At 70.6% G+C, this 22,313-nt stretch carries 20 protein-coding genes; 6 read left to right on the top strand and 14 right to left on the bottom strand.

What is annotated here, in order from left to right; all coding sequences use genetic code 11:
* Positions 1 to 3: 3 nt before the first annotated feature.
* The 4 genes from ftsL to FE256_RS09035 form a co-directional block, all read right to left on the bottom strand.
* On the bottom strand, positions 4 to 633 hold the full coding sequence (ftsL, locus tag FE256_RS09050; protein WP_138174867.1) for a cell division protein FtsL: 630 nt from the start codon (positions 631 to 633) through the stop codon (positions 4 to 6).
* Positions 630 to 1,583 carry a 16S rRNA (cytosine(1402)-N(4))-methyltransferase RsmH gene (rsmH, locus tag FE256_RS09045; protein WP_138174865.1) on the bottom strand — a complete coding sequence of 318 codons (954 nt, stop codon included), beginning with the start codon at positions 1,581 to 1,583 and terminating at the stop codon, positions 630 to 632. The genes ftsL and rsmH overlap by 4 nt, the downstream gene beginning before the upstream one ends.
* 96 nt (positions 1,584 to 1,679) lie before the next feature.
* Positions 1,680 to 2,111: a division/cell wall cluster transcriptional repressor MraZ gene (mraZ, locus tag FE256_RS09040; protein WP_128216332.1), complete on the bottom strand. Its 432-nt coding sequence runs from the start codon at positions 2,109 to 2,111 to the stop codon at positions 1,680 to 1,682.
* A 352-nt stretch (positions 2,112 to 2,463) separates the two neighbouring features.
* Positions 2,464 to 2,850: an SCO2097 family morphological protein gene (locus FE256_RS09035; protein WP_138174863.1), complete on the bottom strand. Its 387-nt coding sequence runs from the start codon at positions 2,848 to 2,850 to the stop codon at positions 2,464 to 2,466.
* A 64-nt stretch (positions 2,851 to 2,914) separates the two neighbouring features.
* Here FE256_RS09035 and FE256_RS09030 point away from each other — a divergent pair, with 64 nt between their 5' ends.
* The gene (locus tag FE256_RS09030; protein ID WP_138174861.1) at positions 2,915 to 4,006 is read left to right on the top strand and encodes a polyprenyl synthetase family protein; all 1,092 of its coding nucleotides are present in this window, start codon (positions 2,915 to 2,917) and stop codon (positions 4,004 to 4,006) included.
* 15 nt (positions 4,007 to 4,021) lie between these two features.
* Here FE256_RS09030 and FE256_RS09025 read toward each other — a convergent pair whose 3' ends face one another.
* Positions 4,022 to 4,366, bottom strand: a complete 345-nt coding sequence (locus FE256_RS09025; RefSeq protein ID WP_138174859.1) for an Rv2175c family DNA-binding protein — start codon at positions 4,364 to 4,366, stop codon at positions 4,022 to 4,024.
* A gap of 136 nt (positions 4,367 to 4,502) precedes the next feature.
* Between FE256_RS09025 and FE256_RS09020 the strand changes: the two genes are divergently transcribed.
* Complete coding sequence (locus tag FE256_RS09020; protein WP_138174857.1) at positions 4,503 to 5,492, top strand: LysM peptidoglycan-binding domain-containing protein; 990 nt, start codon at positions 4,503 to 4,505, stop codon at positions 5,490 to 5,492.
* A 54-nt stretch (positions 5,493 to 5,546) separates the two neighbouring features.
* The gene (gene pknB / locus FE256_RS09015; RefSeq protein WP_138174855.1) at positions 5,547 to 7,490 is read left to right on the top strand and encodes a Stk1 family PASTA domain-containing Ser/Thr kinase; all 1,944 of its coding nucleotides are present in this window, start codon (positions 5,547 to 5,549) and stop codon (positions 7,488 to 7,490) included.
* Between the two features lie 66 nt (positions 7,491 to 7,556).
* On the opposite strand, the gene FE256_RS09010 is transcribed toward pknB, so the two are convergent.
* From FE256_RS09010 to FE256_RS09000, 3 genes are read right to left on the bottom strand one after another with little or no spacing between them, the layout of a single operon-like run.
* A complete protein-coding gene (locus tag FE256_RS09010; protein ID WP_138174853.1) occupies positions 7,557 to 8,894 on the bottom strand; it encodes a class II 3-deoxy-7-phosphoheptulonate synthase in 1,338 nt (445 codons plus the stop codon).
* 9 nt (positions 8,895 to 8,903) lie between these two features.
* Positions 8,904 to 9,617: a lysophospholipid acyltransferase family protein gene (locus tag FE256_RS09005; RefSeq protein WP_138174851.1), complete on the bottom strand. Its 714-nt coding sequence runs from the start codon at positions 9,615 to 9,617 to the stop codon at positions 8,904 to 8,906.
* A 2-nt stretch (positions 9,618 to 9,619) separates the two neighbouring features.
* Entirely contained in the window at positions 9,620 to 10,555 is a 936-nt protein-coding gene (locus tag FE256_RS09000; protein WP_138174849.1) for an ROK family glucokinase, read from the bottom strand.
* Positions 10,556 to 10,712: 157 nt separating this feature from the next.
* Between FE256_RS09000 and FE256_RS08995 the strand changes: the two genes are divergently transcribed.
* The gene (locus FE256_RS08995) at positions 10,713 to 12,539 is read left to right on the top strand and encodes an AMP-dependent synthetase/ligase (protein WP_171024273.1); all 1,827 of its coding nucleotides are present in this window, start codon (positions 10,713 to 10,715) and stop codon (positions 12,537 to 12,539) included.
* A gap of 117 nt (positions 12,540 to 12,656) precedes the next feature.
* Here the strand turns inward: FE256_RS08995 and FE256_RS08990 are convergent, their stop codons facing one another.
* The 3 genes from FE256_RS08990 to FE256_RS08980 are packed head-to-tail and all read right to left on the bottom strand — an operon-like array spanning position 12,657 to position 18,813.
* Positions 12,657 to 13,148, bottom strand: a complete 492-nt coding sequence (locus FE256_RS08990) for a peptide deformylase (RefSeq protein WP_138174845.1) — start codon at positions 13,146 to 13,148, stop codon at positions 12,657 to 12,659.
* Positions 13,145 to 15,358, bottom strand: coding sequence for a MinD/ParA family ATP-binding protein (locus FE256_RS08985; RefSeq protein ID WP_252370952.1), 2,214 nt, complete (start codon positions 15,356 to 15,358; stop codon positions 13,145 to 13,147). Before FE256_RS08985 ends, FE256_RS08990 begins: the two co-directional genes overlap by 4 nt.
* A 47-nt stretch (positions 15,359 to 15,405) precedes the next feature.
* A complete protein-coding gene (locus FE256_RS08980) occupies positions 15,406 to 18,813 on the bottom strand; it encodes a pyruvate carboxylase (protein WP_138174843.1) in 3,408 nt (1,135 codons plus the stop codon).
* 68 nt (positions 18,814 to 18,881) lie between these two features.
* Between FE256_RS08980 and FE256_RS08975 the strand changes: the two genes are divergently transcribed.
* Entirely contained in the window at positions 18,882 to 19,694 is an 813-nt protein-coding gene (locus FE256_RS08975) for a ParA family protein (protein ID WP_138174841.1), read from the top strand.
* A 122-nt stretch (positions 19,695 to 19,816) separates the two neighbouring features.
* On the opposite strand, the gene FE256_RS08970 is transcribed toward FE256_RS08975, so the two are convergent.
* From FE256_RS08970 to FE256_RS08960, 3 genes are all read right to left on the bottom strand, one after another.
* A complete protein-coding gene (locus tag FE256_RS08970) occupies positions 19,817 to 20,362 on the bottom strand; it encodes a MerR family transcriptional regulator (protein ID WP_138174839.1) in 546 nt (181 codons plus the stop codon).
* A gap of 96 nt (positions 20,363 to 20,458) precedes the next feature.
* The gene (ftsR, locus tag FE256_RS08965; protein ID WP_138174837.1) at positions 20,459 to 21,145 is read right to left on the bottom strand and encodes a transcriptional regulator FtsR; all 687 of its coding nucleotides are present in this window, start codon (positions 21,143 to 21,145) and stop codon (positions 20,459 to 20,461) included.
* Positions 21,145 to 21,639 (bottom strand): FHA domain-containing protein, encoded by a 495-nt coding sequence (locus FE256_RS08960; protein ID WP_138174835.1) that lies wholly within the window; start codon positions 21,637 to 21,639, stop codon positions 21,145 to 21,147. Before FE256_RS08960 ends, ftsR begins: the two co-directional genes overlap by 1 nt.
* A 240-nt stretch (positions 21,640 to 21,879) precedes the next feature.
* On the opposite strand from FE256_RS08960, the gene FE256_RS08955 reads away from it, so the two are divergent.
* On the top strand, positions 21,880 to 22,313 hold a 434-nt coding region (locus FE256_RS08955), incomplete at its 3' end, for a copper resistance CopC family protein (RefSeq protein WP_252370951.1).

Genomic DNA, 22,313 nt, shown 5'->3' with positions numbered 1-22,313 from the left:
GGCTTATCGTGTCGCGGGCGTCGGCAGACCGTCGCTGATCGGAGGGGGTGTCGCCGAACCCGTGGCCGGAGTCGTTCCGTCCGTGACGGTGGTGGTCCCGGCGGCGGCGTCGGTTCCCCCCGGGGCGGCCGGCGCGGGCTCGGCGGCCTTCTTCGGGTCGGTGACCAGCGGGACGCCCGAGATCAGGGCGTTGCGCACCGATCCCCGGCCCATGGCATCCACCGACGAGGCCCCCTCGGCGGGCTTCCCGGCACCGATCACGGCGCCGTCGCTCAGGCGCAGGTACGTCGGCGTCTCGTCGATGACCATGCCGAGTGCGGCGGCGTTGGCGGCGAGGTACTGCGGCGAGTTCAAGCCCGCGACCTCGTCGTAGAGGATCTGCTTCTGGTACGTCAGGTCGCGCTGCTGCTGCGTGAGCGAGGCGATCTCGAACGAGCTCTGCGTCGTGAGGATCGACAGGCCCATCTGCACGAGCGCGATCATGACGGCCCCCAGCACCGCGATGACGCCGAACGCGCGGCGCGGCACGCGCCGGCGGGCGGGGGCGTCCACGACGTGCAGGCGCCGCGGCTCGCGCACCGGGACGGGGAACTCCGGCAGGAAGGACGCGTCGATGGGCTGGGGAGCGCTCATGCGTCCTCCTGGATCCTCTCGGCCGCGCGCAGTCGCACGGGGGTGGCTCGCGGGTTCGCCGCGCGTTCGTCGTCGCCGGCGAGTTCGGCCCCGCGCACGAGCAACCGGAACTTCGGCGCGTGCTCGGGAAGCTCGACGGGCAGCCCACGGGGGGCGGTGGATGCCGAGGCCTCGGCGAACACGCGCTTGACCAGGCGGTCCTCGAGCGATTGGTACGACAGCACGACGATGCGGCCGCCGACGCCGAGCACCGACAACGCCGCGGGGATCGCACGTTCGAGGACCGACAGTTCGGCGTTGACCTCGATGCGCAGCGCCTGGAAGACGCGCTTGGCGGGGTGCCGCTCGCGCAGGACGGCCGCGGGCGTCGCCGCTTGCAGCACCTCGACCAGCTGCCCGGAGCGCTCCAGCGGAGCCTGCTGGCGGGCCGCGATGATCGCGCGGGCGTAGCGTCCGGCGAGCTTCTCTTCGCCGTAGCGCTCGAAGATGCGGCGCAGGTCGCCCTCGCCGTAGCTGGCGAGCACGTCGGCGGCGGTGACGCCGGAGGTCTGGTCCATGCGCATGTCGAGCGGAGCGTCCTGGGCGTAGGCGAAGCCGCGGGAGGCCTCGTCGAGCTGGAGCGAGGAGACGCCCAGATCGAACAGGATGCCGTCGACCTTCTGCACGCCGGCCGAGGCCACCGCCGCGGCGATGCCGTCGTAGACCGTGTGCACGAAAGTGGTTCGCCCCTCGAAGCGCGCGAGGCGCTCCCCCGCGATGCGCAGCGCATCGGTGTCGCGGTCGAGTCCGATCAGCCGGGCCGTCGGGAAGCGCTCGAGGAACGCCTCGGAGTGGCCGCCCATGCCGAGGGTCGCGTCGACGAAGACCGCGCCCTCGCGCTGGAGGGCGGGGGCGAGCAGCTCGGCGCAGCGCTCGAGGAGAACCGGAGTGTGGATGTCGCGGATGTCCATGATGACGGGGCGAGGTCGCGGGCTCTGATCCCCATCCGCTCGACCTGGCGCCGGGGAAGTGCGTCAGGGCGTGCGGCTGGGAATCACAGCCGGCGATCAGAACAGTCCCGGGATCACCTCCTGCTCCATCTCGGCGTACGTCTCTTCGTTGCTCTCGGCGTAGGTGTTCCAGGCCGTGGCGTCCCAGATCTCGGCGTGGGCGCCGACGCCGGTGACGACCAGCTCGCGGTCCAGTCCCGCGTAGGCGCGCAGCGCCGGGGGGACGGTGATGCGGTTCTGCCCATCGGGCTTCTCGGCGCTGGCCCCGGAGAGGAACATGCGCAAGAAGTCGCGGGCCTGCTTGTTGCTGAGCGGCGCCTCGCGGATCCGCTCGTGAACGCGCTCGAACTCCTCGGTGCTGAACACGTAGAGGCAGCGGTCCTGCCCCCGGGTGATCACCACGCCGGCGCCGAGATCGTCACGGAACTTCGCGGGCAGGATGACGCGCCCTTTGTCGTCGAGCTTGGGAGTGTGCGTGCCGAGCAGCATTCGGGCGTCCACCCCCTTCGTCCGGCCTGCGAAGTTTCCCCCACTTTACTCCACGATCCTCCACTTTGCTATCGAAGAACGGGATCTTCTCGGCGAGAACCGCAGCGCGGACAGTCCGCCCTCCCTCCGGCGACGGCCGGGACACTCCCGTGTTTCCGCGGCCGCAGCGACCGACCGCGCACGACGGGACCCGCCGGTGGAGGAAAAGGGAGGCCATCGAGATCCGGGCGCACTCCCCCGCGTCGCGGCGCGTCGGATCGACACGGTGAGCGATCACGCGGATTCGGTCAGCGCGCGGGCACAAAAAAACACCGGCTCCGCGGAGCCGGTGTCTTTCGAGAGAGGAGGAGGGTCAGCGCCCGTCGTTGCGGCGATCCCAGCGCTCGTTCATGCGGTCCATGAACGAACCGCCCGATGCTCGGGAACCGCGAGAGGGAGCGGACGGCGGCGCGGTCGAGACGCGAGAGGAATTGCGGGTCGGCGTCACGGCGAACACGACACCGCCCACCATGAGCAGGAATCCGACCACGCCCACGGCGATCCCCACGACGCCGGTGTTGAACCCGATGGACACGCCCGCGATGAGCGCCCCCAGACCGGCGAGCACGAGGATCGAGCCGAGCACGATGTTGCGATAACTGAGCGCGCGATTCGGAGCCGTGACGACGTCGGCGTCGTTACTCATGAGATGGCGCTCCATCTCGTCCAGCAGGCGCTGCTCCTGTTCGGAGAGTGGCATGCATCCCCCTCTATTGCTCAGTGCGATCGATTCTACGCGGGGCGTGGATCACTAGGCTAGGCCCGTGCCGACCTCCCCGGAACCGATCGAGGCTGTTTCCCAGCGACTCGACAACTTCGTGTCTGAACAGATATCGTACGCCTCCGCCCTGGGGTCCGAGGCGGAGAAGATGGCTCGCGCTGGGGCCGCATCGTTGCAGGGCGGAAAACGGCTGCGGGCACGCTTCCTCCTGTCGGGGCGCCGCGCCGTCGACGAGCTCTCGCCCTCCGGTCCGGCCGCTCCCGACGATGCCGCGATCGGGGTCGCCGCGTCCCTCGAGGTGTTCCAGGCCGCGGCTCTCGTGCACGACGACCTGATCGACAACTCCGACACCCGCCGCGGCAACCCCGCCGCCCACCGCGCCCTCGAGGCGGTCCACCTCGCCGCCGGCTGGGCGGGCGACGCCGAAGCCTTCGGGCGGTCGGCGGCCGTGCTCCTGGGAGACCTCCTCGTGGCGTGGAGCGACGATCTGCTCGAGGAGTCGCTCGACGGGCTGCCGACGGCCGGTGCGACGCGGCGGCAGTACGCGCAGATGCGTCGCGACGTCACGATCGGGCAGTTCCTCGACGTCGCCGAGGAGTCCGCCTACGCCGTGCACGACGACGACGCCCACGCCGAGCGAGCCCTCCGCGTGGCCTCGTACAAGTCGGCGCGCTACAGCATCCAGAAGCCGTTGCAGATCGGTGCGGCCCTCGCCGGTGCCGATGAGGCTCAGCTCGACGCCCTGGGGCGGTTCGGGCACGACGTCGGCATGGCGTTCCAGCTGCGCGACGACGTCCTGGGCGTCTTCGGCGACAGCGCCGTGACCGGCAAGCCCTCGGGCGACGACCTGCGCGAAGGCAAGCGCACCGTCTTGGTCGCCTATGCCCGTCAGGGCCTGTCCGCGGAACGGCGGTCCGCTCTGGACGCCATGCTGGGAGACAGAACACTGGATGCCGACCGCATCAGCGATCTGCAGCAGACCATCGTCGAGACCGGCGCGCTCGCGCGCACCGAGGAGCTCATCGCCGACTACGAACGTCGGGCCGAGATCGCGCTCGACGGCGCACGTCTGGGCGCCGGTGCCGTGGAGGAACTGCGCACCCTCGCTCGCGCCGCCACGCAGCGGACGTCCTGACGGGTCCGCGTCCGCTCAGGCGAGAGTCGCGGCGACGCGACGTACTTCGCTCTTGCGCCCGGCCAGCAGGGCCTCGATCGGGGCGACCCCGATCGTCTCCTCGGGCGTCAGGAGCCAGTCGATCGTCTCATCGGGATCGAACCCCGCGTCGTGCAGCACGATGATGGTGCCGCGCAGCGACGGAAGAGGACGACCGTCGACGATGAACACCGCGGGGACCCGCAGCACGCCGTCGCGGCGCGAGCCGACGAGGTAACCGTCGTCGAGCAGGCGACGGACGCGCCCGAGTGTCTCCCCGAGGACATCGACGAGGTCGGGAAGGGTCAGCCAATCGGTCGCGTAGCGGGGCGTCTCGGTCACGATGCCACTATCTCATCCCCCGCGGACGTCGGCATCCCGACCGCGTCATTCACATCCGTCACACCCACCTCATGCGTTGACATCCGTCCCGTGCCATGCGACCGTGTCGGGCAGTCGGAAGAACGGATCCCCCACCATGCGACGACTCCCCGCCCCTCTCGCGCGCCCTCGCGCCCGAACCGTCTGGCCCGCCGCCGTGGCCGGCACGATCGCCCTCGCCCTCTCGGGTGAGAACGCCGCGCACGCCGCTCCCCCGGCGCCGCCGGTGCTGACGACGACACCGCCCGCCCCGCGCATCCTGAGCACCCCCGTGCTCGCGGTCGCTGCGGCCCCCGCGTCCTACACGGTGCAGCCCGGCGACACCGTCTGGGCCATCGCCCGGGCGCACGGACTCGACACGGCCGCGGTGCTGACGGCGAACGGACTCGACGCCTCCGGCGTCATCCGGCCCGGTCAAGTGCTGACCCTCGTCCCGGCCGCGCCGACGCCGCCCCCGGCCGAGGCGCCCGCACCGGCGACGAGCGACCGCACGCACGAGGTGCGCGCCGGGGACACCGTCTCGGCGATCGCGGCGGCCAACGGCGTCTCCCTCGACGCGGTCCTCGCCGCGAACGGCTTGACCCGCGCCTCGATCATCTACCCCGGCGAGACGTTGCAGATCCCCGCCGCCGGCACGGGCGCCGCCGCACCGGCATCCGTGAGCCCCGCCACGGCTCCCGGACTCGACGCGGAGCAGAGCGAGAACGCCCGGCTGATCATCCGCATCGGTCGCGAACTCGGCGTGTCCGACCGCGGGATCGCGATCGCCCTCGGCACTGCGATGCAAGAGTCCTGGCTCCGCAACCTCGACTGGGGCGACCGGGACTCGCTGGGCCTGTTCCAGCAGCGCCCGAGCTCCGGATGGGGCAGCCCCGACCAGATCATGGACCGCGAACGCTCCACGCGCGTGTTCTACGGCGGCGCGTCCGATCCGAACGGCTCCGCGACCCGCGGCCTGCTCGACACCCCCGGCTGGGAGGGTCTCGGCTACGCCGACGCCGCTCAGGCCGTGCAGATATCGGCGTACCCCGACCGCTACGCGCAGTGGGAGTCTCCGGCATCCGTCTGGATCGCCGTTCTCGGCTGACCCGAAGGTGAGCCGTTCCCGGGGCTCCCAGGGGGCGCTCCGTAGACTCGACACGTGAGCACGAGTCAGCAGGCCGACCCGCTGATCGGCCGTCTCGTCGACGGCCGGTACCGGGTCCGCGCGCGCATCGCGCGCGGCGGCATGGCGACGGTGTACGTCGCCACCGACCTGCGCCTGGAACGCCGGGTCGCTTTGAAGGTCATGCACGGCCACCTCAGCGACGACACCGTGTTCCAGAGCCGCTTCATCCAGGAGGCGCGCTCGGCCGCCCGCCTGTCCGACCCGCACGTGGTCAACGTCTTCGACCAGGGCCAGGACGGCGAGATGGCCTACCTGGTCATGGAGTACCTGCCCGGCATCACGTTGCGCGAACTCCTGCGCGAGCACCGTCGCCTCACGGTCGACCAGACCCTGACGATCATGGATGCCATCCTCTCGGGGCTCGCCGCGGCGCACCGGGCCGGGATCGTGCACCGCGACGTCAAGCCCGAGAACGTGCTCCTTGCCGAGGACGGCCGCATCAAGATCGGCGACTTCGGTCTCGCGCGGGCGACCACCGCCAACACCGCCAGCGGCGCGCAGTTGATGGGCACGATCGCGTACCTCGCGCCCGAACTCGTCACCCGCGGCACCGCGGACGCCCGCAGCGACATCTACTCGCTCGGCATCATGCTGTACGAGATGCTCGTCGGCGAGCAGCCCTACAAGGGCGAGCAGCCGATGCAGATCGCCTATCAGCACGCGACCGACTCGGTGCCGCGCCCCAGCGCCAAGAACCCCGGCGTCCCCGAACAGCTCGACGAGCTCGTGCTGTGGGCCACCGAGCGCGAGCCCGCCGAGCGGCCGCTCGACGCCTCCGCGATGCTCGACCGCGTGCGCGAGGTCGAGAAAGAGTTGGGGCTGGCGCCCCAGGTCGCCCGCGCGGTCTCCGTGGGGGTCACCGCGAGCGCCGCGGACTCCCGCGAGTTGACGAAGATCCTTCCGCAGACCGCCGCGGTCAGCGCCGCCCCGACCGACGACGTCGACAACGCCACGCGCCTGCGCCAGCGCACGCGTCGTCGCACGACGCGCGGCATCTGGCTGTTCGCCCTCGTCCTGATGCTCGCCGCCGGTGCGGCCACCACCGGGTGGTGGTTCGGTTCCGGTCCGGGATCTCTCGTGGCCGTCCCCGACGTCTCGCGCATGAGCTACGCCGACGCCGAAGCCCTCCTGACCGACCGGCAGCTGAGCGCCCAGGCCCAGGAGGTCACCGACCGAGAGATCCCCGCGGGCACGACCGTCGGCTCCGACCCCGATGTCGACGCCCGCCTCGACAAGGGCACCGTGGTGACGGTGTTCGTGTCGATCGGACCGGCCTCGCACGACCTCCCCGAGCTGGCCGGCAAGAGCAGCGACGAAGTCACCGGCATCCTGGGGTCCGTCTTCGTCGGCGTGTCCGGGACGACGCAGGAGTTCACCGACGCCGCGTCCGGCACGGTACTGTCCGCGAGCATCACCCCGCGCGCGGGCGGCGAAGCCGTCGACTGCACCCAGGGCTGCACGGTCCTCGAGGGCGACTCCGCCGCGCTCACGGTCTCGCTCGGACCGATCCCCGACGTCGCCGGCCTCACGGCGGCCCAGGCCGAGCGGGCGTTGAGCGAGGTGCAGCTGCAGACCACCAGGTCCGAGGAGTACAGCAACTCGGTGCCCTCCGGCACGGTGATCGGCATCGGCGATCGCGACGGTGGCGGCAACTGGCGCCCCGGTGACACCGTCACCCTCCGCGTGTCCATCGGACCTCGACCGGTGCAGATCCCCGACAACGTCGTGGGGATGTCGATCCGCGACGCCGTCGGCACGCTCGAGGGACTCGGCTTCCAGGTCAACGCCGGCATCGACGACGGCACCCTGCCGCTCGGCTTCAAGTACTGGGACATCTACAAGGTGCGCGCGACGAACCCCAAGGCCGGCACCACGGCGCCCCAGGGCAGCACGATCACCCTGACGCCGACGCTCTAGCCCTCGCGCACGCGCACACGACGATGCCCCCGACCTTTCCGGTCGCGGGCATCTCGGTGTCGGGCGTCAGCGGTTCTCGAGTTCCTCGGCGACGAGGAACGCCAGCTCCAGGCTCTGACGGTGGTTCAGGCGCGGGTCGCACAGGCTCTCGTACCGCGTCGCGAGGGTGGCCTCGTCGATCATCTCGGATCCGCCGAGGCACTCGGTCACGTCGTCGCCGGTCAGTTCGACGTGGATGCCACCGGGGTGCGTCCCCACCTGGCGGTGCGCGTCGAAGAACCCGCGCACCTCGTCGACGACGTCGTCGAAGCGGCGCGTCTTGTAGCCGGTCGGTGTCGTGATGCCGTTGCCGTGCATCGGGTCGGTGACCCACAGCGGCGTGGCGCCCGCATCGCGGACGGCCTCGAGCAGCGGCGGCAGGGCGTCGCGGATCCTGCCGGCACCCATGCGCGTGATGAACGTCAGACGGCCCGGCTCGCGCTCGGGGTCGAGCTTGTCGATGAGGGCCAGCGCCGCCTCGGGCGTCGTGCTCGGGCCGAGCTTCACACCGATGGGGTTGCGGATCTTCGAGAAGTAGTCGACGTGCGCGCCGTCGAGCTCGCGCGTGCGCTCACCGATCCACTGGAAGTGCGACGAGGTGTTGTAGGGCAGGCCCGTGCGCGAGTCGATGCGGGTCATGGGGCGCTCGTAGTCCATGAGGAGTCCCTCGTGGCCCGTGTAGAACTCGACGCGCGTGAGCTCGTCGAAGTTGGCGCCCGCGGCCTCCATGAACTTGATCGCACGGTCGATCTCGGCCGCCATGCGCTCGTACGCCTGGTTGGCGGGGTTGCTCGCGAAACCCTTGTTCCAGCTGTGCACCTCGCGCAGGTCGGCGAACCCGCCCTGCGTGAAAGCGCGGATGAGGTTCAGCGTCGAGGCGGCCGTGTGGTAGCCCTTGAGCAGACGCGCGGGGTCGGCCTTGCGGGACTCCTCGGTGAAGTCGTAGCCGTTGACGATGTCGCCGCGGTACGCCGGCAGCGTCACGTCGCCCCGGGTCTCGGTGTCGCTCGAGCGAGGCTTGGCGAATTGACCCGCCATACGCCCCATCTTCACCACCGGCATCGACGCCCCGTAGGTGAGCACGACCGCCATCTGCAGGACGGTCTTGATGCGGTTGCGGATCTGCTCGGCTGTCGCGCCCGCGAAGGTCTCGGCGCAGTCGCCGCCCTGCAGGAGAAACGCCTGACCGGCCGCGGCACGGGCCAGACGGTCACGGAGGTTGTCGACCTCGCCGGCGAAGACGAGCGGCGGAAGGGTGGCCAGTTCGGCGGATGCCGCGGCCACCGCGGCCTCGTCATACCACTGGGGCTGCTGCTTGATGGGCAGGGTCCGCCAGTGGTCGAGGTCGTGGAGCTGCTGATTCACCCCTGAAGTCTAGTGGCGCGCCGACGGTGCCTTCGCCGCCTGGGCGCTGGCCAGGCGGTCCTTCACGGTGGACGCGTACACGTCCTCGTACCGCTGCTCGCCGAGCCGCTGCAGGGCGACCATGATCTCATCGGTGACGGAGCGCAGAATGTAGCGGTCGCTCTCCATCCCCTCGAAGCGGGAGAAGTCCAGCGGCTCGCCGATGACGATGCCGACGCGACCGACGCGCGGCAGTCGCTGGCCGATCGGCATGACGGCGCCGGTGTCGACCATCACCACCGGGATCACGGGTACCCGCGCCTCGAGAGCCATGCGGGCGATTCCCGTGCGGCCGCGGTACAACGTCCCGTCGGGGCTGCGCGTGCCCTCGGGGTAGATGCCGAGGAGTTCCCCGCGCCCGAGGACGCCTAGACCCGTGTTGAGCGAGGCCTCGGATGCCTTGCCGCCGGACCGGTCGATGGGGAGCTGCCCCGTCGCGGTGAAGAACAACCGCGTCGCCCAGCCCTTGAGCCCGCGACCGGTGAAGTAGTCGCTCTTGGCCAGGAACGCCATCCGGCGGTCGATCATCAGCGGGAGGAAGATCGAGTCGGAGAACGACAGGTGGTTGCTGGCGAGGATCGCCGCCCCCTCCCGCGGGATGTTGCGCCGACCCACGATCCACGGTCGGAACACGGCCTTGATGACCGGCCCGATGACCACGTACTTCATGAGCCAGTAGAACATCGTCAGCGCTCCTTCCCGGCGAGGTCGGCGACCCCGATGAGACCGGCGTCGTTGCCCAAGCGTGCGATGGTGAACTCCGCCACCGGACGTTCACCGTATCCCGGAAGCGACGTCTCGTACGCGAGCTTCACCGGAACGAGCAGGTCGGCGCCGAGCTGAGCCACTCCCCCGCCGATCACGAACAACTCGGGGTCGAGGACGGCCTGGAACCCGCCGCACGCCTCGCCGAGGGCCGTGGCCACGCGCCGCAGCGCCTCGATGGCGCCCGGGTCGCCGGCCAGCACGAGGCGCGAGACCGCCGGCCCGGGGATCGCGCCCTTCTCCGCGCGCACCGCGGCCAGAGCTGCGCCGCTGCCGCCCTCGTCCGCGATGGCGTTGGCCTCGCGCTGCAGCGCGCGGCCCGAGGCGTACTGCTCGAGGCATCCGTTCTGCCCGCACCCGCAGGGGTGCCCGCCGCGCACGAAGCGCATGTGCCCGAGCTCACCCCCGATGCCGTGGCCGCCGCGGAACAGCTCGCCGTCGGTGACGACGGCGCCGCCGACGCCGGTGCCCATCGTCAGCATCACCATGTCGCGCACGCCCTGTCCGGCGCCGAAGCGGTACTCGCCCCAGCCCGCCGCGTTGGCGTCGTTCTCGATCGTCACGGGCGCGTCGAGACGGTCCTCGAGGCGCGCGCGCAGGGGTTCGTTGCGCCAGTCGATGTTCGGGGCGTAAATGACCGTGCTGCGGTCGGAGCTGATGAAACCGGCGGCGGCGACGCCGATGGCGTGCACGTCGTACGCACGACGCAAATGGTCGGCCATGTCGACGACCGCGTCCACGAGAGCCGCCGGGTCGATGGGGGTGTCCACCCGGAGCTTCTCGACGATCGTGCCGTCCTCCTCGACGACTCCGCCGGCGATCTTCGTGCCTCCGATGTCGATACCGACGTTGCGCACGGCGCTCCTCTCCGGCCCGCCCCGCGGCTCGGCCCGCAGCAGTCTAGTCATCGCCGCGGAACGCCGCCGACACCGCCGTCCCCTCGGAGGCGCGGCGGAACGTGCGACTAGACTCGACGAACCGATCGACGTTCTTTCCGGTGCCAAAGGAGTTACCGTGATCCAGTTCGACCTTCCCGCCGTCGTTCCCGCAGACCCGTCCGCGAACGTGTCCGATCTGCTCGCCGACCGCGTGTCCGCCACGCCCGACCGGCCGCTGTTCGCGGTTCCCGACGGTGCCGACTGGCGCGACGTGTCCGCTCGTGACTTCGAGCAGCAGGTCATCGCCCTCGCCAAGGGCTTCGTCGCCGCCGGCATCCAGCCCGGCGAGAAGGTCGCGTTCATCGCGCGGACCACTTACGACTGGACCCTCGTGGACTTCGCGCTGTTCTACGCCGGCGCGGTCATGGTCCCGGTGTACGAGACGAGTTCGCCGGCCCAGATCTCGTGGATCCTCTCCGACTCGGGCGCCATCGCCGCGATCGTGGAGTCCACCGAACACGGACAGCGCCTCGACGAGGTCCGCAGCGACCTCCCGCTGCTGCGCGAGGTCTGGGCGATGCACGCCGGCGACCTCGACGTCCTCGTGGCCCGCGGCGCCGAGGTGGACGACGCCGAGATCGCGCGGCGTCGAGCGATCGCGAACAGCTCCGACATCGCGACCCTCATCTACACGTCGGGCTCGACCGGTCGCCCGAAGGGCTGCGTCCTCACCCACGGCAACTTCGTCGAACTGGCGCGCAACTCCGCCAAGGCCCTGCACGAGGTCGTCGAGACCCCGGGCGCGTCGACGCTGCTGTTCATCACGACGGCGCACGTCTTCGCCCGCTTCATCTCGCTGCTGAACGTCCATGCGGGGGTGAAGACCGGTCACCAGCCCGACACGAAGCAGCTGCTGCCGGCCCTGGGCTCCTTCCGCCCGACGTTCCTCCTCGCGGTGCCCCGCGTGTTCGAGAAGGTCTACAACTCGGCCGAGCAGAAGGCCGAGGCCGGCGGCAAGGGCAAGATCTTCCGCGCCGCCGCGGCCGCCGCCGTCGAGCACTCCGAGCGCGAGCAGCAGGGCCGGCCCATCCCGCTGCTGCTGAAGATCAAGTTCGCGCTGTTCGACAAGCTGGTCTATTCGAAGCTGCGGGATGCCATGGGCGGACGCGTCGTATACGCCGTGTCGGGGTCCGCTCCCCTCGGCCCGCGCCTCGGGCACTTCTTCCGCAGCCTCGGCGTGGTGATCCTCGAGGGCTACGGCCTGACCGAGACCACCGCGCCCGCCACCGTGAACCTCGCCACGAAGTCCAAGATCGGCACCGTGGGCCCCGTGCTCCCGGGCGTGAGCGTGCGTCTCGCCGACGACGGCGAGATCCAGGTGCGCGGCATCAACGTGTTCGCCGAGTACTGGCGCAACCCCGAGGCCACGGCCGAGGCGTTCGACGGCGACTGGTTCAAGACCGGTGACATCGGTGCGTTCGACGCCGACGGGTTCCTCTCGATCACGGGTCGCAAGAAAGAGATCATCGTGACCGCCGGCGGGAAGAACGTCGCCCCCGCCGCGCTCGAGGACCCCATCCGCGCCAACCCGATCGTCGGCCAGGTCGTCGTCGTCGGAGACCACAAGCCGTTCATCTCGGCCCTGGTGACCCTCGACCCCGAGATGCTGCCGACGTGGCTGGCCAACAACGGCCTGCCCGCCGACATGTCGCTCGTCGACGCGGCATCCCACGAGAAGGTGCGGGCCGAGGTGCAAGCGGCGATCGACCGGGCCAACGCCCGCGTCTCGCGCGCCGAGTCGATCCGCAAGTTCACGATCCTCGCCACCGAATGGACCGAGGCCAGCGGGCACCTCACTCCCAAGATGAGCATCAAGCGGAACATCATCGTGAGCGACTTCGCCGAGGCGATCGAGGACATCTACGCCGTGCCGATCAACACCACGAACGTCTCGCTCCCCTGAGCGCCATCAGCCCCCGTTCCGAGAACAGGGGCTGACACAGGAACAGGCCGATCCCGCACGGATCGGCCTGTTCTCGTTGCATCCCCTGCTCTGGTGACACGCGGGGAGGCAGTGGGGTCAGAACCAGTCGCTCTCGCGGACCTGTCGCATCGCCTCGCGGCGCGTCTCGGCGGGCAACCGCGAGAGGTACAGCGTGCCGTCGAGGTGGTCGGTCTCGTGCTGGAGGGCCTGAGCGAGCAGCCCCTCCCCCTCGAGGACCACTTCGTTGCCGTCGAGATCGATGCCCACGACCTTGGCCCACGGGTAGCGCACCGCGTCGTGCCACAGCCCCGGGACCGAGAGGCATCCCTCGCCCACGAGTTCCGGCTCGCCTCGCGTCTCGACGAGCACGGGATTCAGGACGTAGCCGATGTCCCCGTCGATGTTGTAGCTGAACGCACGCAGACCGACACCGATCTGCGGTGCAGCGACGCCGGCGCGTCCGGGCGGCTCGACCGTGTCGAGGAGATCGCGGACGAGAGCGCGGATGCCGTCGTCGATCGTCTCGATCGGCGCACTGGGGGCGCGCAGGACCGGGTCGCCGAAGAGACGGATCGGCCGGACCGTCATGCTGCGGCCGCCGGGGTGCGCAGGCCCTCGACGACGGCGGCGGCGAGTTCGCGCGCGGCCTGCCGGGTGGCCGGCTGCAGGTCGCGGAACGCGATCGCGCTGCCGGCGGCGACGTGGGCGTCGTAGGGCATCCGGATGACGGAGCGGACGCGGGTGCGGAAGTGCGCCTCGAGCTCGCTCTCACGCACGAGGGGGGCTCCCGGCCGGGCGTTGTTCAGCACGACGACCGCGTTGCGCACACGGTCGGCATAGCCGTTCGTCTCGAGCCACGTCAGCGTCTCGGACGCCAGCCGCGCCTCGTCGACCGAGAGGCCCGCGACCACGACGAGGGCGTCGGACAGCTTGAGCGTGGCCTCCATGACCGAGTGGACGATGCCCGTCCCCGTGTCGGTGAGGACGATCGAGTAGTAGTGCGCGGCGACGTCGGCGACGCGACGATAGTCCTCATCGCTGAACGCCTCGGAGACCCGGGGATCGGAATCGGATGCCAGGACGTCCAGCCGCGTGACATCGCGGGCCACGATCGACGAGACGTCGCCGTACCCGGTGACGTCGTCGTGCGCGCGCACGAGGTCGCGGACCGTCCGCCCGTTGGCGCGGCCCACGCGATCGGCGAGCGTTCCGCGGTCGGGGTTCGCATCGACGGCGATGACCCGGTCATCGCGGGCATCGGCGAGGGCCATGCCCAGCAGAGACGTGATCGTCGTCTTGCCCACGCCCCCCTTGCGCGAGAGGACCGGCACGAAGCGCGGCTCGCCCGCCAGCGGGGCGGAGATGCGGCGGTCGAGGTCCTTACGCGCGCGGGCGCGGCGACCGTCGCCGAGGTTGATGCGGTGTCGGGAGACGGAGTACACGAGCTGCTGCCACAGTCCCTCGGGCTCGGGACGCGAGATCTGACGCGGATCGAGCAGACGGTCGGCGGTGAGCAGATCGGGGCTCTCGCGGGTGTCGTCGATCTCGCCGAGGCGCTTGGATGCCAAGGTGACATCGGCACCGGGAGTGCGCACCCGCTCCGCCGCGTGGACACGCCCGGAACGTGCGGCCTCGTCGGCCTGCTGGACCTCGCGACGCGTCAAGGGAACGGTGCCGATCACGCCGGTCGCGGCGCGCTCGGCGCGCGTGCGCGGCACCGGGCCCGTCGCGGGGTCGCTGGTCTGCGATCCGGATTCGCCTCCGGCGGCCACGACCGTGGCGACGGTCTCGGTCACCGGCGCGTCGGGGGTCGACGCTGTCTCACGCTGTTCGGTGACGGCATCGACGTGCGCGGAAGCGACGTGGTCGGCGGGCCCGGGCTGAGGCTCGTCGGCGGCGAGGTCATCGGCATCGGCTTCGACTTCGGGCGCGGCGGCGGCGGCGACCGGCTCGGGGTCGGTCTGCTCGTCCTCTCCCCCCGCGTCGTCCGCGAGCGTCTCCCCCTCGACCACGGCGTCGTCGGACTCGCTGCCCTGCCCGTCGACGGGCTCCGCCACGACCTCGGGCTCATCCTCGAACTCAGCGTCGGCCTCGGACACCGCCACGACCTCCGGCTCATCCTCGAACTCAGCGTCGGCCTCGGGCTCCGCCACGACCTCCCGCTCATCCTCGGACTCAGCGTCGGCCTCGGACACCGCCACGACCTCCCGCTCATCCTCGGACTCAGCGTCGGCCACGGACACCGCCACGACCTCCGGCTCGGCCTCGGTCTCATCTGCCTCAGCGGCCGACTCGGCATCCCGCAGCTCGTCTTCGACGAACGCCTCCGGCTCGCCGACCTCGGGCTCCGGATCCGCGTCGCCGTCCGCGTCGCCGTTGCCGTCGGCGACGATCTCGGCGTCGTGGACGTCGATCTCGATGTCGTCCGCCTCGACGTCGTCGTCGTGCGGCTCGAGGATGATGTCGCCGGTGGGCAACTCCTCGAGCGCGGGATCGTGCGTCGTCGCCGCGACCTCGGGGTCGGGAACGTGGGTGAGCAACGGCGGGCCGTCAACGTCGGGGACGTGCACGATACCGACGACCTCGAAAGCGCGGGATTCGGCGTCGATGACGGGCATCTCGTCCTCGACCACGTCGTCGTCGACCTCGTCGTCATCGGTCACCGGAAGGTCGACACTGACCTGCGCGATGTCTCCACCGAGCATGCTGATGCTGGCCGTGTCGAGAGTTCCGCTGTGGTCGAGGACGCCGTGTTCGGCATCGTCGTCGGGGGTCTCGTCGGTGCGGTCGGGGGTCACTGCAGTCTCCAAAGAAAAAGGGGACGCGAAAAGCGCCCCCTCTCAGGCTACTGCGAGGGACGGACCACGAGCAAAAGGTCGCCCGCCTCGACCTGCTGCGTAGCGCCGACGGTGAGCCGTTCCACCACTCCGTCGACGGAGCTCGTGATCGCCGCCTCCATCTTCATCGCCTCGATCGACGCCACCGCCTGACCGGCGACGACCCGGTCGCCCACGGCGGCCTTGAGCGTGACCACGCCCGAGAACGGAGCGGCGACCTGGCCGGGCTTCGACGTGTCGGCTTTCTCTGCCTGTCGCGCCTCGACGTCGATCGACCGGTCGCGCACGAACACCGGTCGCAGCTGCCCGTTGAGCGTCGTCATGACCGTCCGCATGCCCTTGTCGTCGGCGTCGCCGATCGCTTCCAGCCCGACGAAGAGCTGCACGCCCCGTTCGATCTCGACGGTGTGCTCCTCACCGGCGCGAAGTCCGTAGAGGTAGTCGGCGGTGTCGAGGACGCTGAGGTCGCCGAAGCTCTCGCGCGTCTCGAGGAACGTGCGCGTCGGCGCCGGGAAGAGCAGGGAGTTCAAGCGCGCACGCCGCGTCGCCGAGTCACCCGCGAGGGCGGCCGTGTCGTCGGCGGTGAGCGGGGTGATGCCGATCTTGACGTCGCGACCGGCCAGGACCCGCGTCCGGAACGGCTCCGGCCACCCGCCCGGCAGATCGCCGAGCTCGCCCGCCATGAACGACACCACCGAGTCAGGGACGTCGTACTTCTCGGGGTTGCGCTCGAAGTCGACGGGGTCGGCCTTGACCGCGGCCAGGTGCAGGGCGAGATCGCCCACGACCTTCGATGACGGCGTCACCTTGGGAACACGACCGAGGATTCGGTTCGCCGCGGCGTACATGTCCTCGATGAGCTCGAAATCGTCGGCGAGCCCGAGCGCGATCGCCTGCTGCCGGAGGTTCGACAGCTGCCCGCCGGGGATCTCGTGGTGGTAGACGCGTCCCGTGGGACCGGGCAGGCCCGACTCGAACGGGCCGTACAGGTGCCGCACGGACTCCCAGTACGGCTCGAGGTCGGAGACGGCCGACAGGTCGAGGCCCGTGTCGCGCTCGGTGTGCGCGAGCGCGGCCACCAGGGCCGAGAGCGACGGCTGGCTCGTGGTGCCCGACATGGGCGCTGCGGCGGCGTCGACGGCATCCGCCCCGGCCGCGGACGCGGCGAGCAGCGTCGCGAGCTGTCCGCCGGCCGTGTCGTGGGTGTGGACGTGCACGGGCAGGTCGAACCGTTCACGCAGAGCCGTGACCAGTCGCGCAGCCGCCGCGGGGCGCAAGAGCCCCGCCATGTCCTTGATGGCCAGCACGTGCGCCCCGGCGTCGACGATCTGCTCGGCCAGGCGCAGGTAGTAGTCGAGCGTGTAGAGGTCCTCGGCCGGGTCGAGCAGGTCGCCGGTGTAGCAGACGGCGACCTCGGCGACCGAGGTTCCCGTGGCGAGCACCGCGTCGATCGCGGGCCGCATCTGCGACACGTCGTTGAGCGCGTCGAAGATCCGGAAGATGTCGATCCCGGATGCCGCGGCCTCGGCGACGAAGGCATCCGTCACCTCCGTCGGGTACGGGGTGTAGCCGACGGTGTTGCGCCCGCGCAGAAGCATCTGGATCGCCACGTTCGGCAGCGCCTGACGCAGCACGTCGAGACGCTCCCACGGGTCCTCGCCGAGGAAGCGGAGGGCGACGTCGTAGGTCGCCCCGCCCCACGCCTCGACCGACAGGAGCTGCGGCGTGAGCCGCGCGACGTACGGGGCGACGCGAGCGAGGTCGCGGGTGCGCACGCGCGTGGCCAGGAGCGACTGGTGCGCGTCACGGAACGTGGTCTCGGTGACGGCCAGCGCCGTCTGCGCACGGAGCGACCGGGCGAAGCCCTCGGGCCCGAGCTCCTGCAGCCGCTGACGCGAACCTGCCGGCGCGGGAGCGCCGAGGTCGAGCGTCGGCAGCTTGGTGCCGGGATCCACCGAGAGGGGGTTCTCGCCGTGGGGCCGGTTGACGGTGGTGTCCACGAGCCACGCGAGCACCTTCGTCCCGCGGTCCTTGGACTCCCGCCCGCGCAACAGCTCGGGGCGCTCGTCGATGAACGAGGTGCTCAGGTCGCCGGCGACGAATGCCGGATCGTCGAGCACGGCCTGCAGGAACGGGATGTTCGTCGAGACCCCGCGGATGCGGAACTCCGCCAGCGCGCGCCGGGCCCGGGCGACGGCCGCACCGAAGTCGCGGCCGCGGCACGTGAGCTTGGACAGCATGGAGTCGAAGTGCGGGCTGATCTGCGACCCCGCGGCGGTGGTGCCGCCGTCGAGACGGACGCCGGCACCGCCCGGCGAACGGTACGTCGTGATCTTGCCGGTGTCGGGTCGGAAGCCTTGCGTCGGGTCCTCCGTCGTGATGCGACACTGCAGGGCCGCTCCGCGCAGACGGATCCGGTCCTGCGTCAGATCGAGGTCGGCGAGGGTCTCTCCCGCAGCGATGCGCATCTGCGACTGCACGAGGTCGACGTCGGTGACCTCCTCGGTCACGGTGTGCTCGACCTGGATGCGTGGGTTCATCTCGATGAAGACGACCTCTCCCGCCCGCGGGCCGGCGGTCTCGAGCAAGAACTCCACCGTGCCGGCGTTCTGGTAGCCGATCGAGCGGGCGAAGGCCACCGCGTAACGGTGCAGGTCGTCGCGCACGGCGTCGTCGAGGTTCGGGGCCGGCGCGATCTCGATGACCTTCTGGTGGCGACGTTGCACCGAGCAGTCGCGCTCGAAGAGGTGGACCGTCTCGCCCGTGGCATCCGCGAGGATCTGCACCTCGACGTGCCGCGGGCGCTGCACGGCCTGCTCGAGGAACATGCGCGGGTCGCCGAAGGCGCTCTGCGCCTCGCGCATCGCCTCGGCCAGGGCCGGGGCCAGCTCGCCGAGCGACTCCACGCGACGCATGCCGCGTCCGCCACCGCCGGCGACGGCCTTGGCGAACAGCGGGAAGCCGATGTCTTCCGCCTGTGCGACGAGGGCCTCGACGTCGTCGGAGGCCGGCGTCGACCGCAGCACCGGGACGCCCGCCGAGATGGCGTGCTCCTTCGCCGTCACCTTGTTGCCCGCCATCGAGAGGACCTCGGCCGGCGGTCCGATGAAGGTGATCCCGTGGGCCGCGGCCTTCTCGGCCAGCTCCGGGTTCTCGGACAGGAATCCGTACCCGGGGTAGATCGCGTCGGCGCCGCACTCGCGGGCGACGCGAATGATCTCATCGACGTCGAGGTACGCCCGCACCGGGTGGCCGCGCTCGCCGATCTGGTACGCCTCGTCCGCCTTCAGCCGGTGCAGGGACGCCCGGTCCTCGTACGGGTAGACCGCGACGGTGCGGGCTCCGACCTCGTAGGCGGCGCGGAAAGCACGGATGGCGATCTCTCCGCGATTGGCGACCAGGATTTTCGAGAACATGCGCACCTCACGTCAAGCTGGCGGAGCTGAATGTGCTCACAGCCTAGGGGAAGGTAACGTAGACGCTCGTGCACGTACTCTCCGTCAGCTCTCTCAAAGGCGGGGTCGGCAAGACGACCGTGACGCTCGGGCTGGCTTCTGCCGCCTTCGCACGTGGCGTTCGCACTCTCGTCGTCGACCTCGACCCGCAATCCGACGTGTCCACCGGCATGGACATCCAGGTCGCCGGTCGACTCAACATCGCCGACGTCCTTGCCAACCCGAAAGAGAAGGTCGTCCGGCAGGCGATCACCTCGAGTGGGTGGGCCAAGGTCCACCCCGGCACCATCGACGTCCTCATCGGCAGCCCCTCGGCCATCAATTTCGACGGTCCGCACCCGAGCGTCCGCGACGTGTGGAAGCTCGAGGAGGCCCTGGCCACGATCGAGGCCGACTACGACCTGGTCCTCATCGACTGCGCCCCGTCGCTCAACGCCCTCACCCGCACGGCGTGGGCCGCGAGCGACCGCGTCATCGTCGTCACCGAGCCGGGGCTGTTCTCCGTCGCCGCCGCCGACCGGGCGCTGCGAGCGATCGAAGAGATCCGCCGCGGGCTCTCCCCCCGTCTCCAGCCGTTGGGCGTCGTGGTCAACCGCGTCCGTCCGCAGTCGATCGAGCACCAGTTCCGCATCAAGGAGCTCCGCGACATGTTCGGGCCGCTCGTCCTGAACCCGCAGCTGCCCGAGCGCACGTCGCTCCAGCAGGCCCAGGGTGCCGCGAAGCCCCTGCACGTGTGGCCCGGAGACTCCGCGCAGGAGCTCGCCGCCGATTTCGACGCGCTGCTGGACCGGATCGTCCGCACCGGCCGCATCCCCGTGCAGAACGACGCACCGCAGTCCTGATCTCATCGAGAAACGCCGTTCCTGGCGAGACACGCACTCTCCCGGCGTTTCTCTTCGAGGGAGCGACAAAACAGAACCCCGGATGCCGTGGCATCCGGGGTTCTCGTGTCTGTGGGGGCCTGTCAGGCCGTGCGAGCGGCGCGGCGAGCGGCGAGCTCGTCCACCGTCTCCGGGGTCGCGGTCTCGAAGTCGACGAGCGTCGACTCGACCTCGCGCAGGACCTTTCCGACCGCGATGCCGAACACGCCCTGGCCGCGGCTGACGAGGTCGATGACCTCGTCGTTCGAGGTGCACAGGTAGACCGAGGCGCCGTCGCTCATGAGCGTCGTCCCGGCGAGGTCGCGGATGCCCGCGGCGCGGAGCTGATCGACGGCGGTGCGGATCTGCTGCAGCGAGATGCCGGTGTCGAGCAGGCGCTTGACGAGCTTGAGGACGAGGATGTCGCGGAAGCCGTAGAGACGCTGCGAACCGGACCCGCTCGCGCCGCGAACGGTGGGAACGACGAGTTCGGTACGAGCCCAGTAGTCGAGCTGGCGGTACGTGATGCCCGCGGCACGCGCTGCCACCGCGCCGCGGTAGCCGGTGTCGTCGTCCATCTCGGGAAGACCGTCGGTGAAGAGGAGATCGGCGGCGAACCGGGGTTCACCGAGTGCGTCGCCAGCATTCATGCTCGCGTCCCTCCTCATCGGCTCGTTGCTTCCACGCTAGATCAGCGAGGGTCCCCCGGCAACGACATCCGCGCCGAGGGTGTCGGCGTGTCGCGATCAGGACAGCATCCGGTCGATGGCCTCGCGCACGAACAGCGTGCGGACCTCGTCGAGGCGCGCCGCGAGTTCGGGCGCGAGCTCGCTGGCCCGTGCCCGCGACGCGGCGTCCGGGCGGCGGAGAAGCGCCGACAGGGCCGATTCGATGAGGGAGGCCTCGCGCTGCGCGCTCTGCCGCAGCGATCGCACGTGCCGGGGCTCGATGCCGTGCCGATCCAGGGCGACGAGCGTGCGCATCAGCGCCACGGTCTGCTCGGGGTACGACTCGGCCGCGGTGATCACGCCCGTGCTGATGGCGTCATTGAGCAGCTGCGGGGCCGCACCGGATGCCGAGAGCAGATCGTCGCGGCGGTACCGCCGCGGCGCGCTCGTCATTGACGGCATCGAGGTCGGCGGCGCAGGGTTGCGACCTGCGTCGACGTCGGCGAGGTACTCGCGGATGACGGCGAGGGGGAGGTAATGATCGCGCTGGAGGGTCAACGCCAGACGCAGTCGTTCCAGATCGGCGGCCGAGAACTTGCGGTAGCCCGAGTCGGTTCGCGTGGGCGACACGATGCCCTGGACCTCAAGGAAACGCAGCTTGCTGGAGGACAGCGCCGGGAACTCCGGCGTGAGCCTTGCGAGCACCTGCCCGATGCTCAACAGCCCCGAGGCCGCCGGACGACCGCGGGCGGGGGCTGCCGCCATCAGTGTTCTGCCGACGGGAGGTCGACCGGCGAACCGAAGAAGTTGAGGCGGAACTTGCCGATCCGCACCTCAGCACCGTTGATCAGCGCCGAGCGGTCCACGCGCTCACCGTTGACGTAGCTGCCGTTCAGGGATCGCTGGTCGACGATCTCGAAGGCCGTACCGGCGCGGGTGATCTCGGCATGCCGACGCGAGACGGTGACGTCGTCGAAGAAGATGTCGGCTTCGGGGTGTCGACCCACGGTCGTGACGTCGGTGTCGAGCAGGTAGCGGGCGCCGGTCGTGGGGCCGGAGCGCACGATCAGCAGCGCCGCCCCCGAGGGCAGGGCGTCGATCGCTTCCAGCTCGGTCTCGCTGAGGTCGGCACCGAACGGGACGAAGGAGAGATCGGCATCGTGACCGAACGTCTCGGTCGTGTCGTGCGACCGCTCGGGAGCGGCGGCGTCGGCAGCGCGCCGAATGTCGTCGCGCTCGAATCTGCGGGTCTCGTCCACGGCTTCTCCTTCTTTTCCACCATAGCCGACCGCCTCCGAACCGGAGCGGCCGATCGACCCTCGCGAAGGTCATGGGATGTACGTGTGATCCGCCCTCGACGACGGGCTCCGCGTTCGGGCAGCGAACCGGTACGACGGGGGGACACTCGAACCTATCTACCCGGGGTCGGCCGTGTCGAGTCCGGATCGCGCATCTCCCCTCCCAGGTCCCGTCCGCACCGGGTCGATAGGGTCGGTGGGGTGACCTCCTCCTCCGCGCCGCGTCGCCGCTCCCTGTCCGCCGTTCTCGCCGCCGCGGTCATCGCGCTCGCAGCCCTCGTCATCCCCGCGTCCCCCGCATTCGCGCACGACGAACTCGTCTCCTCCGACCCCTCCGCCGACGCGGTGCTCGACGCCCTGCCGTCGCAGATCACCCTCACCTTCAGTGCCGACATCCTGGATGCCGAGGGTGCGACGGTCATCCAGGTGACGGACGCGGCCGGCACGGCCCTGACGGACGGCGCCCCCACCGTTGCGGGCACGGCCGTGACACAGGCCGTGGCGGGACCGGCATCCGGTGCCGTGACCGTGGTCTGGCGCGTCGTCTCCAGCGACGGACACCCCATCGACGGCACGTTCTCGTTCACCGTCCCCGCCGCCCCGACCCCGACGGCGACGCCCACACCCACGCCGGC

This window comes from Microbacterium sp. 5K110 (genome assembly GCF_005774735.1).
Taxonomy (GTDB): Bacteria; Actinomycetota; Actinomycetes; order Actinomycetales; family Microbacteriaceae; genus Microbacterium.
The sequence above is the reverse complement of the archived record's forward strand: the minus strand, read 5'-3'. Positions and strand labels throughout refer to the sequence as shown.